At 39.1% G+C, this 15,082-nt stretch carries 16 protein-coding genes; 15 read left to right on the forward strand and 1 reads right to left on the reverse strand.

Annotation, left to right across the window (positions count from 1 at the left end; genetic code table 11):
• Positions 1 to 2 precede the first annotated feature (2 nt).
• The 8 genes from grpE (at position 3) to BK585_RS07050 (ending at position 8,409) form a co-directional block, all read left to right on the forward strand.
• Complete coding sequence (gene grpE, locus BK585_RS07015) at positions 3 to 623, forward strand: nucleotide exchange factor GrpE (protein ID WP_078552764.1); 621 nt, start codon at positions 3 to 5, stop codon at positions 621 to 623.
• A gap of 39 nt (positions 624 to 662) precedes the next feature.
• Positions 663 to 2,489 carry a molecular chaperone DnaK gene (dnaK, locus tag BK585_RS07020; protein WP_078552765.1) on the forward strand — a complete coding sequence of 609 codons (1,827 nt, stop codon included), beginning with the start codon at positions 663 to 665 and terminating at the stop codon, positions 2,487 to 2,489.
• A 335-nt stretch (positions 2,490 to 2,824) separates the two neighbouring features.
• The gene (dnaJ, locus tag BK585_RS07025; protein WP_078552766.1) at positions 2,825 to 3,940 is read left to right on the forward strand and encodes a molecular chaperone DnaJ; all 1,116 of its coding nucleotides are present in this window, start codon (positions 2,825 to 2,827) and stop codon (positions 3,938 to 3,940) included.
• Between the two features lie 27 nt (positions 3,941 to 3,967).
• Positions 3,968 to 4,906, forward strand: coding sequence for a 50S ribosomal protein L11 methyltransferase (prmA, locus tag BK585_RS07030; RefSeq protein WP_078552767.1), 939 nt, complete (start codon positions 3,968 to 3,970; stop codon positions 4,904 to 4,906).
• A gap of 24 nt (positions 4,907 to 4,930) precedes the next feature.
• On the forward strand, positions 4,931 to 5,674 hold the full coding sequence (locus BK585_RS07035) for a 16S rRNA (uracil(1498)-N(3))-methyltransferase (protein WP_078552768.1): 744 nt from the start codon (positions 4,931 to 4,933) through the stop codon (positions 5,672 to 5,674).
• Between the two features lie 11 nt (positions 5,675 to 5,685).
• Positions 5,686 to 7,029 carry a tRNA (N(6)-L-threonylcarbamoyladenosine(37)-C(2))-methylthiotransferase MtaB gene (mtaB, locus tag BK585_RS07040; protein ID WP_078552769.1) on the forward strand — a complete coding sequence of 448 codons (1,344 nt, stop codon included), beginning with the start codon at positions 5,686 to 5,688 and terminating at the stop codon, positions 7,027 to 7,029.
• A gap of 317 nt (positions 7,030 to 7,346) precedes the next feature.
• Positions 7,347 to 8,015, forward strand: a complete 669-nt coding sequence (deoC, locus tag BK585_RS07045) for a deoxyribose-phosphate aldolase (RefSeq protein ID WP_078552770.1) — start codon at positions 7,347 to 7,349, stop codon at positions 8,013 to 8,015.
• A gap of 76 nt (positions 8,016 to 8,091) precedes the next feature.
• Positions 8,092 to 8,409, forward strand: coding sequence for a hypothetical protein (locus tag BK585_RS07050; RefSeq protein WP_078552771.1), 318 nt, complete (start codon positions 8,092 to 8,094; stop codon positions 8,407 to 8,409).
• 43 nt (positions 8,410 to 8,452) lie between these two features.
• Here the strand turns inward: BK585_RS07050 and BK585_RS07055 are convergent, their stop codons facing one another.
• Positions 8,453 to 9,391, reverse strand: a complete 939-nt coding sequence (locus BK585_RS07055) for a Na/Pi symporter (RefSeq protein WP_078552772.1) — start codon at positions 9,389 to 9,391, stop codon at positions 8,453 to 8,455.
• 222 nt (positions 9,392 to 9,613) lie between these two features.
• Here BK585_RS07055 and rpsU point away from each other — a divergent pair, with 222 nt between their 5' ends.
• The 7 genes from rpsU to yqfD all read left to right on the forward strand — a co-directional run bounded on the left by rpsU (position 9,614) and on the right by yqfD (position 15,077).
• Positions 9,614 to 9,787, forward strand: coding sequence for a 30S ribosomal protein S21 (gene rpsU / locus BK585_RS07060; RefSeq protein ID WP_003323311.1), 174 nt, complete (start codon positions 9,614 to 9,616; stop codon positions 9,785 to 9,787).
• A gap of 18 nt (positions 9,788 to 9,805) precedes the next feature.
• Positions 9,806 to 10,249 (forward strand): GatB/YqeY domain-containing protein, encoded by a 444-nt coding sequence (locus tag BK585_RS07065; protein ID WP_078552773.1) that lies wholly within the window; start codon positions 9,806 to 9,808, stop codon positions 10,247 to 10,249.
• 273 nt (positions 10,250 to 10,522) lie between these two features.
• A complete protein-coding gene (locus BK585_RS07070) occupies positions 10,523 to 11,863 on the forward strand; it encodes an NfeD family protein (protein WP_078552774.1) in 1,341 nt (446 codons plus the stop codon).
• Between the two features lie 27 nt (positions 11,864 to 11,890).
• Positions 11,891 to 12,883, forward strand: coding sequence for a flotillin-like protein FloA (gene floA, locus BK585_RS07075; RefSeq protein ID WP_078552775.1), 993 nt, complete (start codon positions 11,891 to 11,893; stop codon positions 12,881 to 12,883).
• Positions 12,884 to 12,913: 30 nt separating this feature from the next.
• The gene (locus BK585_RS07080) at positions 12,914 to 13,399 is read left to right on the forward strand and encodes a hypothetical protein (protein WP_078552776.1); all 486 of its coding nucleotides are present in this window, start codon (positions 12,914 to 12,916) and stop codon (positions 13,397 to 13,399) included.
• 181 nt (positions 13,400 to 13,580) lie between these two features.
• On the forward strand, positions 13,581 to 13,862 hold the full coding sequence (gene yqfC / locus BK585_RS07085; RefSeq protein ID WP_078552777.1) for a sporulation protein YqfC: 282 nt from the start codon (positions 13,581 to 13,583) through the stop codon (positions 13,860 to 13,862).
• A gap of 27 nt (positions 13,863 to 13,889) precedes the next feature.
• On the forward strand, positions 13,890 to 15,077 hold the full coding sequence (gene yqfD, locus BK585_RS07090; RefSeq protein WP_078552778.1) for a sporulation protein YqfD: 1,188 nt from the start codon (positions 13,890 to 13,892) through the stop codon (positions 15,075 to 15,077).
• Positions 15,078 to 15,082 lie beyond the last annotated feature (5 nt).

The raw sequence follows: 15,082 nt of genomic DNA on the forward strand, positions 1-15,082 counted from the left end.
CTATGAAAAAAAGTATAGATAGTTATGTATTATTTTTTAGGGAGGTGAACAGATTGGAACAAAAAAACGACCCAACTGTAGAACTAGTAGAAGATGAAACGGTTGATGCTAATGGGGAGCAACAAGAAGCAGAAACTACCGAAGAAGTAATAGAGGAAGTAGTAACTGAAGAACAACAAAAAATGAACGAACTCGAAAAACAAGTACAAGGATTAAATGAAAAATTATTACGAGTTCATGCAGATTACGATAATCTACGCCGTCGCACAAAATCTGAAAAAGAAGCGGCAGCCAAATATAGAGCACAAAGCTTGGTAGAAGAGCTATTACCTGTATTGGACAACTTTGAAAGAGCGCTACAGGTAACTGTAGAGCAGGACGAAACAAAGTCGTTATTACAAGGGATGGAAATGGTGTACCGTCAACTTCATGATGCTCTTACAAAAGAAGGAGTGGAAGTGATTCCTGCCGAGGGAGAATTATTTGACCCTCATCTTCATCAAGCCGTCATGCAAATCGATAGCCCAGACCATGAGAAAAACCAAGTCGTCGAAGAATTGCAAAAAGGATATCGCTTAAAAGACCGAGTGATCCGCCCATCAATGGTTAAAGTAAACGCGTAGTTACATAATTTAAAGATGTTATTTTAGGAGGAAATAAAAATGAGTAAAGTTATCGGGATTGACTTAGGTACAACAAACTCTTGTGTAGCTGTTATGGAAGGCGGCGAAGCAGTAGTTATTGCGAATGCAGAAGGAAACCGTACGACACCTTCAGTTGTTGCATTTAAAGATGGTGAAAGACTTGTAGGGGAAGTGGCAAAACGTCAAGCGATCACAAACCCTAACACCATTATTTCAATTAAACGTCACATGGGTACTTCACATACAGAAGAGGTAGACGGAAAGAAATTCACTCCTCAAGAGCTTTCAGCAATTATTTTACAAAAATTAAAAGCAGATGCTGAAGCATACTTAGGAGAAAAAGTAACAAAAGCGGTTATTACCGTTCCGGCTTATTTTAACGATGCACAGCGCCAAGCGACAAAAGATGCTGGAAAGATTGCTGGCCTTGAAGTTGAACGTATTGTCAACGAGCCAACAGCTGCAGCTCTTGCGTATGGATTAGAAAAAGGAGAAGACCAAACGATTTTAGTGTATGACCTTGGTGGTGGTACATTTGACGTTTCAATTCTTGAACTAGGAGAAGGATTCTTCGAAGTTAAAGCAACATCTGGTGATAACAAGCTAGGTGGAGATGATTTCGACCAAGTAATCATTGATTATTTAGTAGAGCAATTCAAAAAAGACAATGGCATTGATTTAGCTCAAGATAAAATGGCGATGCAACGTTTAAAAGACGCAGCTGAAAAAGCGAAAAAGGATTTATCTGGAGTAACTCAAACTCAAATCTCTTTACCGTTTATTACTGCTGATGCAACAGGTCCAAAGCACTTAGAAGTATCGATGAGCCGTGCGAAGTTTGAAGAATTATCATCTGATTTAGTAGAAAGAACATTAGGACCAACTCGTCAAGCTCTTAAAGATGCGGGCTTAACGGCGAATGACATTGATAAAGTTGTTCTTGTTGGGGGTTCTACTCGTATTCCGGCAGTACAAGAAGAGATTAAGAAATTAACAGGTAAAGACCCTCATAAAGGGGTTAACCCAGATGAAGTAGTTGCTCTTGGTGCAGCTGTTCAAGCGGGTGTTTTAACTGGTGATGTTAAGGATGTTGTTCTTCTTGACGTTACTCCTTTATCTCTTGGTATCGAAACTATGGGTGGAGTATTCACAAAATTAATTGATAGAAATACAACAATTCCAACAAGTAAATCTCAAGTGTTCTCAACGGCAGCTGACAATCAGCCATCAGTAGATATTCATGTTCTTCAAGGGGAGCGTGAAATGGCAGCCTATAATAAAACATTAGGTCGATTCCAACTTTCTGATATTCCTCCAGCACCACGAGGCGTACCACAAATTGAAGTATCATTTGATATTGATGCCAATGGTATTGTGAATGTAAAAGCGAAAGACCTTGGAACGAACAAAGAACAATCAATTACAATCACATCATCTTCAGGCTTATCAGATGATGAAATTGAAAAAATGGTAAAAGAAGCAGAAGCAAATGCGGAAGCGGATAAAAAGCAACGTGAAGAAGCTGACCTACGAAACGAAAGTGACCACCTTGTCTTCTCAACAGAAAAAACGATAAAAGACCTTGGTGACAAAGTAGACCAAGCTGAAATCGATAAAGCAAATGAAGCAAAAGATAAGCTGAAATCAGCTCTTGAAGGAACTGACATTGAAGCAATTCGCGCTGCAAAAGATGAGCTTCAAGAAATCGTTCAGCAGCTATCTGTTAAACTTTACGAGCAAGCAGCTCAAGCGCAAGCAGGTGCTGAAGGTGCAGAACAAGCCCAAGCTGACGATAATGTAGTTGATGCTGACTATGAAGAAGTAAAAGAAGAAGAAAAGAAATAAGAAGCGAAGCAAAAGTCAAAGTCAGGATTTCTTGACTTTGACTTTTTTAAAATATAAGAAAACTTTTAGATGCTCATAGATGTCTTTTAAGCTAGATCAGGCAGGGCGATGGCTTCGCTCACTGCGCGTATATTAATAAGAAGTACGCTTATTAATATACTTTTCAAGAGAGGGCAGTGGCTTCGCGCATCGCAATTAGTCAAAGACGGCTTTGCCGTTTTTCTTAAGTCTAAAAAGGTCATTATATTCTAAAGATGCAGTGGTTTTACCCTTGCTTAGATCAAACGATAAATGGTAAGATAATCGTTATGTAATAGGAATCGGGAGTGGATAGGATGAGTAAACGAGATTACTATGATGTACTCGGAGTAGATAAAAGCTCAGGAGTCGACGAGATAAAAAAAGCCTACCGAAAATTGGCGAGACAATATCACCCAGACGTGAATAAGGCTCCAGATGCGACAGATAAATTTAAAGAAGTAAAAGAAGCCTATGACGTACTGAGTGATCCACAGAAGAAAACGCACTATGATCAATTTGGTCACACTGACCCAAATCAAGGATTTGGTGGCGGTGGTGGAGGAGACTTTGGTGGCTTTAGTGATATTTTTGACATGTTCTTTGGTGGTGGCGGTGGTCGAAGAAACCCGAATGCCCCAAGACAAGGAGCAGACCTTCAATATACGATGACGGTTGAATTCAAGGAGGCTGTCTTCGGAAAAGAAACAGAAATCGAGATTCCAAGAGATGAAGAATGTACGACATGTGATGGGTCAGGTGCGAAGCCGGGGACAAAACCAGAAACCTGTTCTCATTGTGGTGGTTCAGGCCAACTAAATGTAGAACAAAATACAGCTTTCGGACGCATCGTAAATCGTCGTGTATGTCATCATTGTAGTGGAACAGGGAAATTCATTAAAGATAAATGTCGCACGTGCGGTGGAGAAGGAACCGTTCGTAAGCGTAAAAAGATAAAAGTTAGAGTTCCTGCCGGAATTGATCATGGTCAACAAATTAGAATTACTGGCCAAGGGGAGCCAGGAGCAAATGGTGGGCCTCCTGGAGATTTATATGTTGTTTTCAACGTAAAACCTCATGAGTTTTTCGAACGTGATGGTGATGATGTTTTCTGCGAAATGCCGTTAACATTTGTTCAAGTCGCCTTAGGTGATGAAATTGAAGTACCTACCCTAGAAGGCAAAATCAAGTTAAAAGTTCCAGCTGGGACACAAACAGGAACAAGCTTCCGCTTACGTGGAAAAGGAGTTCCGAATGTACGTGGTAGAGGTCAAGGGGACCAGCACGTAAAAGTACGAGTGATTACGCCTCGTAATCTAACTGATAAACAAAAAGAGTTAATTCGTGAATTCGGTATGGAATCAGGAAATCAAGCCGTTGATGAGCAAAATGAAAATTTCTTTGCTAAAGTAAAGCGAGCATTTAAAGGGTAATATTATAGAAAATAGGGGTTGGTAGATTTGAAATGGTCTGAATTTAGTATTCACACAACACAGGAAGCGGTTGAACCAGTTTGTCATATTCTACATGAGGCTGGTGCGGCTGGCGTTGTGATTGAAGATCCTCATGACTTAATAAAGGAATGGGGAGTAGATCTCGGAGAAATCTACCAGCTTTCCCCTGATGATTATCCTGAAGAAGGAGTCATTGTGAAAGCTTATTTTCCAGTGAATGATGCATTAGCCGCTTTAATTGAAGAAATGAAAGCGTCAATTACAGCTTTGGGTGATCTAGATATCGAACTTGGACACAATAAAGTACTTGTTCATGAAGTAGCAGAGGAAGAGTGGGCGACCGCTTGGAAAAAGTATTATAAGCCTGTTAGGGTTTCCAATACAATTACGATAAGTCCAACTTGGGAAGAGTACACGCCTTCAAGTGAGGATGAGTGCGTCATTGAACTCGACCCAGGAATGGCTTTTGGAACAGGGACACATCCTACTACCGTTTTATGCATACAAGCGATTGAAAAAATGATTACACCAGGAGACTCAGCTATTGATGTGGGAACGGGCTCAGGAGTGTTAAGTATCGCTGCGGCAAAACTTGGTGCAAAAGATGTACTAGCACTTGATCTCGATGAAGTTGCTGTTGAAAGTGCCAAAATCAACACAGAATTAAATAAAGTAGACCGGCAAGTGACAGTAAAGCAAAATAACTTGCTAGAAGGAATTGATGGCGAGTATGATTTCATCGTTGCAAATATTTTAGCTGAAATTATCGTACGTTTTGTCCAAGATGCGGCAAGGGTACTTAAACCAAATGGAGTGTTTATCACGTCCGGAATTATTAGTCGGAAAAAAGACGAAGTAAAAGATAGTTTGCTATCCCACGGTTTTACAATTGAGGAAATAGTTGAAATGGAAGATTGGGTAGCGATTATTGCGAAAAAGGCGTAAAATAAGAATGTTGTAGGTGAGTTTATGCAACGGTATTTTGTAGACAAGATGACCGAAAAAGAAGTAATCATCGTTGGTGATGATGTTAAGCATATTAGTCGTGTGATGAGGATGTCGATTGGCGACCAAATGATATGCAGTAACAATAAGGATAGAGTATGCCGTTGTGAAATAACCGATATAAATCAAGACACAGTTAAGGCAGTTATTGTTGAAGAACTGTCTAGTACTAGCGAAATGCCGATTGAAGTACTGATCGTACAAGGGCTTCCTAAAGGGGACAAACTAGATTTAATCATCCAAAAAGGAACAGAGCTCGGTGCAACTTCTTTTATTCCTTTTCAAGCGGAACGTTCTATTGTGAAATGGGATCAAAAAAAGCAAGCCAAAAAGATAGAACGACTAGAAAAAATTGCGAAGGAAGCCGCCGAACAATCACACCGCTCCATTATTCCGCAAGTTCATTCATCACTTTCTCTTGGAGAAATGATTGATAAAGTAAAGAATGTTACGTGTAAGATTGTTGCCTATGAGGAAGAAGCGAAGCATCAAGGAAAGAGCCGCCTACATGAAGCTTTTGAAACAATGAAAGCTGGGGATTCTGTCGTTGTTGTCATAGGTCCTGAAGGTGGATTAAGTGAAAAAGAAATCAATAAACTTAAAGATGCAGGATTTATTTGCTGTAGCTTAGGGCCCCGTATTTTACGTACGGAAACGGCTCCTTTTTATGTGCTTTCGGCATTATCCTATCATTTTGAAATTATGTGAGGTGAAACTAAATGCCATCAGTAGCATTTCAAACATTAGGTTGCAAAGTGAACCATTATGAAACAGAAGCCATTTGGCAGCTCTTTAAATCAGAAGGCTATGATAAAGTAGAATTCGAAAAAGCAGCTGATGTTTATGTGATAAATACATGTACGGTAACGAATACAGGTGATAAAAAAAGCCGTCAAGTTATTCGACGAGCAATCCGTAAAAATCCCGATGCAGTCATTTGTGTGACGGGATGTTACGCTCAAACCTCTCCTGCCGAAATTATGGCTATACCGGGTGTTGATATTGTCGTTGGAACACAAGATAGAACGAAGATGCTCACGTACATTGAACAATTTAAAGAAGAAAGACAACCAATAAATGGTGTCTCAAATATCATGAAGGCCCGAGTATATGAAGAACTTGATGTACCTGCTTTTACGGACCGTACAAGAGCCTCGTTAAAAATTCAAGAAGGTTGCAATAACTTCTGTACATTCTGCATTATCCCTTGGGCTCGTGGTTTAATGCGTTCCCGTGACCCTCAAGATGTCATCAAGCAAGCCCATCAGCTTGTAGAGGCTGGCTATAAAGAGATTGTCCTCACGGGAATTCATACCGGTGGATACGGTGAGGACCTTAAAGAATATAGTCTAGCAAAATTGTTGTTAGATTTAGAGCAAGTCGAAGGATTAAAACGTATTCGAATCTCCTCTATAGAGGCTAGTCAAATTACAGACGAGGTTATTGATGTGATTGACCGTTCCCAAAAGGTGGTTCGTCATCTGCACATTCCTCTTCAATCGGGCTCTGATAGTGTCTTAAAGCGCATGCGTAGAAAATACACGATGGATTTTTTTGCAGAACGTCTAGAACGTCTAAAAGAAGTGTTGCCTGGGTTAGCGGTAACATCAGACGTTATCGTTGGTTTTCCAGGTGAAACTGCAGAAGAGTTTCAGGAGACGTTTGACTTTATTGCAAAACATAAATTTTCCGAGCTACACGTATTTCCGTATTCAAAGAGAACAGGAACTCCTGCAGCTAGAATGGAAGACCAAGTTGATGAAGAAGTTAAAAATGAGCGAGTTCATCGCTTAATTGAACTTTCTAACCAGCTTGCCAAAGAGTATGCTTCTCAGTTTGAAGGAGAAGTATTAGAGGTTATTCCTGAAGAAATGGATAAAGAAGATACAAGTGGAGCTTTCTTTATTGGGTACTCTGATAATTACTTGAAAGTAAAGTTTCCAGCTACTGAAGACATGATTGGAAAAATAGTAAAAGTAAAAATTAATAAAGCAGGCTACCCATATAACATAGGAGAGTTTGTCCGAGTACTTGAAGAAAAAGAAATAGAAGCTGTTTCATAACGTACAGAAGTTGTTCAAGAGGTGATGCCTTGTGAGCAACTTCTTTTTTGTGGCTTGAAAAAGTAAACGTTACTCTTACGGACACAGGAGCCCTTATTATTAAAAAAAGACCAGATTTTCACTAGTTTTTACAAAAATAAGGTCTCTGGTGTCGATACATCTTTAAAAGCGGAAAAAAACGTAAAATAAGGGCTCTCATGTCCTTTAGGAAATTGTATCTCAAAACTACATTTCTTATTTTTTCTTACAACAACATTATGGTACTATTGAAAGGATTCAAGATACATATTATAACCAAATTCACTAGGAGTGATAAGATGAATAACCTTGCACAGACCATTGATCATACGTTACTAAAGGCAGATGCTACACAGGATGAAATTATTAAATTAGCGAATGAGGCAAAAGAATATCAATTTGCTTCAGTTTGCGTGAACCCTACTTGGGTTGCGACAGCTTACGATATATTAAAAGACACACAGGTCAAAGTATGTACCGTGATTGGATTCCCGCTGGGGGCAACACTGCCAGCTGTAAAAGCGTTTGAGACAGAAAAAGCGATTGAAGCGGGAGCAACAGAAGTGGACATGGTAATTAACATCGGTGCATTAAAAGATGGAAATAACCAATTAGTTGAAGAAGACATTCGAGCCGTTGTTGAAGCTGCGAAAGGTAAGGCAATTACAAAAGTGATTATTGAAACAGCCTTGTTAACAAACGAAGAAAAGGTTAGAGCATGCCAATTGGCCAAAAAAGCTGGCACTGATTTCGTGAAGACTTCTACTGGATTCTCAACAGGAGGAGCTACGATTGGTGACATCGCCCTTATGCGTGAAGAAGTAGGCCCAACACTAGGAGTAAAAGCTTCGGGTGGAGTACGTGACCGTGAAACGGCACTTGCGATGATTGAAGCAGGAGCTACAAGAATAGGAGCTAGTGCTGGCATATCGATTGTCAAAGGTGAAGTAGGACAAACTGACTATTAAAAGCTGACATGGGTCAGTTATCGCTGTTTATTAGTGGTAGAAATGTGTTTACGAACGCGTTTAAGAAGGAATTGAAATGGACGCGTACGCAAATGAAAATGCGAACACGTTTGAGAAGAAATACGGTGAAGAGGCGTACGTAAATAAAAATACGAACACGATTCAGAAGAAATATGGTGAAAATGAGTACGTAAACGAAAATACGAACGTGTTTAGCAAAAAAACATTAGACCGTGTTCACAATGAATTATCTTGCAAGGGTGAGTTGGGAATAAACAACGAAAAAACAGTCAAGGCCAAAACCCGGCCTTTGGGACACGGCTTCGCACGCTGGCGTGAATTGGAGAAACCCGCTCCAATGTACTCAAAAGCACCATCGGCTTCGCACGTGTAACAGAAACAGTCAAGGCCAAAACCCGGCCTTGACTGTTTTCCTTTTATAGCTTTTTTCCTCCGTTGTGGAAGTGAAGGATGAACTTAGAGAACCAGTGGACAAATGGCAATATTGCTAATGAAGTAACCACATTAAATATCGTGCTTGCATGGGCTAATTGAAGGTTTGATATGGATGTGAGTTGCATCGCAAAGTCGCTTAACGCATTAATAAAAGGAATGAACAATAGAACTCCAATGATGTTAATCCAAATGTGTGCAAAGGCGACCATTTTAGCGGCCCGTGTGGAGCCTATGCTCGCTAAAAATGCAGTAAAGCAAGTACCAATATTCGCTCCAAGCATAATTGCAATTCCTGCAGGTAGACCCAATACATCTTCATTAATAAACCCCATCGTAATCGCAGTTGTTGCAGTACTTGATTGGATAATCGCTGTCAAAATGGTGCCTATTCCGATGCCGATAAGACTGTACTCATTTGTTAATAAAAAATATGTATTCGTGAGTGGTAATGTCGATAAAGGGAATGCAAGCTCCTTCAATCCATCCATCGCAATAAAGATACTAGCTAAACCAAAAGAGACACAACCAAGCGAAAATAGAGTTGTTTTTGGTAGAACAAGTAATGTTACCCCAACGAGTAACAATGGAAGGCTAAGTTGAGATAAATCGAATGAAATGATTTCAAGAGTAAGACAGGTTCCGATATTCGAACCAAGAATGACGCCGATGGATTGTTTAAAGGTAATTATTCCTGCTGCTACAAAACCAATTGTAATTATCATTACCGCAGAGCTACTTTGAATGATGGCAGTAATTAACGTACCGACAAGCAATCCTTTAAAAGGAGAGTCTGTCATTTTAACCATCAGTTCTTTAACGCGGTCTCCAGCAAGATTTTGAAGACCTGTCCTCATGACAGTCATACCGAATAAAAACAATCCTATAAAAACAGAAAATAAAATAAATAATTGTTGGGACATGAGACCACCTCTTGTACCATCATATGGACAAGAGCAAATCGCCATGACAAAAAAATGTTGAATGCCATATAATTTCATTTTTTGATTCAAAAACGTAGGAATTCGACAGTTCTAAACGATTTATTCTCAAATAAAGTTGACCTATTAAAATTGTTGTATTATAATCAAACAAGACTTGTTTATAAGTCTTTAGTTGGTTGTTTCGGAGGGAGGGAAATTGTAATGGCAGAAACTCGTGTTCGCAAAAATGAATCGATTGATGCTGCTCTTCGTCGCTTCAAAAGATCACTTTCTAAAGAAGGAACGTTAGCTGAAGTGAAAAAGCGTAAGCACTATGAAAAGCCTAGTGTGAAACGTAAGAAAAAATCAGAGGCGGCTAGAAAGCGTAAGTTCTAATTTAGAGAGGTGTTTCGGTTGACTCTTCTTGAAAGATTGACTCAAGATATGAAGGCAGCAATGAAAAATAAAGAAAAACAAAAGCTCTCTGTCATTCGTATGGTTAAATCCTCATTGCAATATGAGGAGATTAAACTAGGGCATGAGCTCAGTGAAGATGATGTTCTGACTGTTCTTAATCGTGAATTAAAGCAACGGAAAGATTCCCTCCATGAGTTTGAAAAAGCCAACCGAGATGATTTAGCTTCTAAATTGCGAGAAGAGATTGAAATACTTGAACAGTACATGCCAGAACAACTATCAGAGGAAGAGCTCCTTGAAATTGTTAAGGCAACAGTTTCTGAAGTAGGTGCTACTTCAAAAGCCGACTTTGGTAAAGTAATGGGTGCCATTATGCCAAAAGTAAAAGGCAAAGCTGATGGTAATGTCGTGAATAAGTTTGTTCAACAACAATTATCATAATAATCAAGCGTCCTTGTTTCATGAAAATGAACAAGGGCGCTTTTTAATTTTTACAAAAAACATATTTACCATAATTAAAGGCATTGGAAAAGTTGGTTTGTACTTTTTAAGTGGCTTCTATATTCACTATATGTTTGGTTGACAGACATTAATATTCATTTTAATATAGGCTTTCATTTTTTAAAAAAGTGAAACCTTGTTATACTAGTAACGTAAAGATAGTTATAGCTCTTTTTTTCCTTACTATCATTTCTACAGAAAGGAGGAAAGTCGTTGAAGCCTAAATGGAGATTACTTTTTTTCACAACAACGATTTTACTTGCGATATTATTAATTCCTGTTCAACTATTCGTACATAGTCAGGCTCAAAATGATACTAATCGTCCCGTTGTCTATTATGTTCCAGTCGAACAGGCCGTTGAACGTGGGTTAGAGGCGTTTATGAGTAGAGCCTTCACGAGTGCTTTGGAAGAAGGTGCGGATCACATTGTATTAGAAATTGATACCCCAGGGGGAGCGGTTGAGGCTGCAGGTAATATCGCCAGACTCTTACGACAAACTGAAATCCCTGTAACTGCTTATGTTGTAAAGGAAGCGATATCTGCAGGAGCGTATATTTCATTAAACGCAGATTATATTATCATGGCTCCGGGTTCAACAATGGGGGCAGCTGGTGTTATTGATGGTGCAGGTAATGCGGCAGAGGAAAAAACACAATCCTATTGGTTGGCCGAAATGTCAGAATCAGCCAAGTTAAATGATAGGGACCCAATCTATGCTTTAGCAATGGCTGATAATTCAATTTCATTACCAGAGTACAATGCACCTGAAGGTAGATTTCTGACTCTAGGCGCAACAGATGCTTTAGAAGTAGGGTATGCTGAAGCTATTGCGAGTAGCCGAGCAGAATTACTTCAGTTCCACGGCTTGGAAAATGCAATTGAAAAAGAATTTGAGATAAGTTTTGCAGAACAAGTTGCACGATTTGTGACGCATCCTATTGTTATCCCGATTTTATTATCTATTGGAAGTTTAGGGTTAGTGTTAGAATTGTATTCGCCAGGGTTTGGTATTCCGGGGATTATGGGTTTAAGTGCACTTCTTTTGTTCTTCTTTGGTCACCTATTTGCAGGGTTCGCTGGTTGGGAATCAATTTTGTTGTTTGGGGTAGGTATTCTCTTAATACTTATCGAAATATTTGTACCGGGTTTCGGTATATTCGGTGTATTAGGAATAGGTTCAATCATTGCAAGTATGGTGTTAGCCTCATTTTCAACGGTCAATATACTAATATCTATATTAATAGCGATTATTGTGTCTGCTATTGCCTCGGTACTGGTGTTTAAATACTTTGGGAACCGTGGACCGATGAAGAGGTTAGTGTTGGCTGGTGCAACGACAACTGAAGAGGGCTATATATCAAATGTAACACGTAAAGAGCTTATTGGAGCAATTGGAGAAACCTTAACTCCGCTTCGACCTTCTGGTTCAGCTGTTTTTGAGCATGAACGTCTTGACGTTGTCTCTGAGGGAGGATATATTGAACAGGGAAGGAAAATTGAGGTTATTTATACTTCAGGTTCTCGTATTGTAGTACGTGAAGTAAAAGACTAAGTTTTTTAAATATGAGGAGGTAGTGTTATGCCAGGTACTGGAGATATTATGATTTTAGTTGTACTCGGGTTAATTATTATTGCGTTTGCGGTATTATTTACGTTTGTACCAGTTATGCTTTGGATTTCGGCTTTAGCAGCTGGGGTGAAAATTGGAATTTTTGAATTAGTGGGAATGAGACTCCGTCGAGTTATTCCAGCTCGTGTTGTTAATCCATTAATTAAAGCGGTAAAAGCAGGTTTAGATTTAAATACAAGTAAGCTTGAAGGTCACTATCTTGCTGGTGGTAATGTTGACAGGGTTGTAAATGCCCTCATTGCTGCACAACGTGCGAATATTGACTTATCATTTGAGCGTGCGGCTGCGATTGACCTTGCTGGTCGTGATGTATTAGAAGCAGTACAAATGAGCGTTAACCCAAAAGTTATTGAAACACCATTCATTGCCGGTGTAGCGATGGACGGAATTGAAGTAAAAGCAAAGGCTCGTATTACAGTTCGAGCAAACATCGACCGTTTAGTCGGGGGTGCTGGAGAAGATACGGTTATCGCTCGTGTTGGTGAAGGGATTGTATCAACGATTGGTTCTGCAAGTAATCACAAAAAAGTACTTGAAAATCCAGATATGATTTCACAAACTGTTTTATCAAAAGGACTAGATGCAGGAACAGCATTTGAAATTCTTTCGATTGATATTGCTGACATTGATATCGGTAAAAATATTGGGGCTGAGCTTCAAACTGACCAAGCGGAAGCCGATAAGAAAATTGCTCAAGCGAAAGCCGAAGAGCGTCGTGCAATGGCAGTAGCGAAAGAACAAGAAATGAAAGCTAAAGTTGAAGAAATGCGTGCAAAAGTTGTGGAAGCTGAAGCTGAAGTACCTATGGCATTAGCGGAAGCATTACGAAGCGGTAATATGGGTGTTATGGACTATGTAAATTACCAAAACATAAGTGCTGATACAGATATGAGAGATTCAATCGGGAAAGCAACTGGAGAAAACAAAAAGGATAATAAATAGGAGGAAGCTCCTTAGAGAGGAGAGTTCCAATTGGGTATTGTAGATTTTTTATTTAATAATCCGTTTTTGCTTATTCTCATTGCGATTTGGGTATTTAATAGGTTTAGACGCCAAGCTAGTGCCCAACAGCAACAACAAGGCCAGCCGCAAAAGCAAGCGCAAAGACAAGAGCAGGAAATCGATTGGAAAGAAATTTTCCGACAAGAGGAGTTTCCTGAACAGGAAAAGCCTGCTCCAAGGCCACTACAACCGAGTCCAGCAGAGATTTTGCCAATAGAAGAAGACCGTCGTACGTCTCTTCAAATTGAACGAGATGAATTACGCCAAAAGCAGGAACTTGTTAACAATAACATCTTTACTGGTGGAATAAGTGACGGCATCAAAGTTAACGAAATTGGCAAAAAACCAGGATTAGCGCTTCATTTTAATCAGATCACAAATGAAGAAGCAATGAAAGGTGTAGTTTGGGCAGAGGTGCTTGGAAAGCCAAGAGCAAAACGGTCACATCGTCAGTAATTATAACTGAACAAAAAGAGCTTATCAAAAGTCAAATGACTTTATGATAAGCTCTTTTTTCTTGTAGATAAATAAAGCAAATAATTTTGTCCATAATAGACAGCTTTGCCGTTTTTCTTAATTTTTAGTGATAGCATCGTCTTCTTTCTCATAAAAATGTTAGGAGAGGAGGTCTTGAGACATGAAAAGATTCAAGCAACGCATGAAAAAATGGATAACCGAAGGGATGGACCTTCCAGCTGACGTGCTCATGGACCTACCGCGAATCACGATGATCGGACAATTACATATCTATATTGAAAACCATCGTGGTGTTCTTCAATTTTCAAATGAGGAACTGCGGTTGTTATTATCACAGGGGCAACTTCTAATTAAAGGAGAACAATTTGTTATTAAGACGATTCTTCCTGAAGAATTGTTACTAGAAGGAAAAATCGACCAAGTTATATACATTAATGAATAATTTGAACAAAAGCTTAGGGGGAGGCAAATGAAGAATAACTGGTTACACTATGTGTATGGGTACGTAAGAATGACAATTGAAGGTCAATATGCAGAACGATTTTTAAATCAATGTATTCATAACGATATTGATATTTGGAACATCAAGCGAGTTGGGAAAGAAAAGATGGTGTGCTATCTTGCCCTAGAGGATGTCAGAAAAATCAAGAAAATCGTAAAGATGACTGACTGTAAAGTATCATTTACAAAAAGAATAGGCATTCCCTTCCTTACAAAAAAAATGGCGATACGAGGCGGGTTTACCGCTGGAATCGCCGGCTTTTTGTTTCTTATCTTTCTATTATCGAATATGGTATGGGGAATTTCAATTCAAGGAGCATCACCAAAAGTTGAACATCAACTAAAGCAAATTGTACAAGACATTGGAATAAAACGAGGAAAATTCTTATTTTCATTACCAAGTGTAGAAGATATTCAAAAAGTTGTGACAGATAGTTTAGAAGAAGCAACATGGGTTGGGGTACAATTAAATGGGACGACCTACCATTTTGAAGTCGTTGAGCAAACATTACCTGAAGAAAAAGGATTGATTAGTCCAAGGCATTTAGTATCAAAAAAGAAGGCAGTTATCCATGAAATGTTTGTTGAAAAAGGGCAAGCTATGGTCAAGCCGAATCAGTTTGTGAATAAGGGAGAGTTACTAGTATCTGGATTTATTGGAAAAGAAGGAAAAACAGAGATTGTAGCGGCTCAAGCCGAAGTTTTTGGAGAAATTTGGTACAAGTCTGACGTGTCTGTTCCCCTTAGTACCAAGTATGAGACATTAACTGGAGATTCAAAAACAAAATACTATTTAAGCTTTTTTAACGTTGATATTCCAATATGGGGGTTTAGAAGTCCTCAATATGAACATTATGAGGTTTTTGAAAGGAACTATGCATTCCGACTTTTAAATTGGACCTTACCTGTGCAATATAAAAGTAAGCAAGCTCTTGAAAAGCAGGAAACGCTTCGGGAATATTCTGAAGAAGAGGCTGTCCAAGTGGGAATAGAGATGGCAAAGGTTGAATTGAACAAGAGTCTAGGAGACGATGCAGAGATCGTTGGCGAAAAAGTTTTGCACCAAGCTAAAGAGAATGGTAAAGTTATACTAAAGATTCATTACCAAGTCATAGAAGAAATTACATCGGAGCAACCGATTATTCAAGGAGACTGAGGTTA

Source organism: Bacillus alkalicellulosilyticus (genome assembly GCF_002019795.1).
Taxonomy (GTDB): domain Bacteria; phylum Bacillota; class Bacilli; order Bacillales; family Bacillaceae_F; genus Bacillus_AO; species Bacillus_AO alkalicellulosilyticum.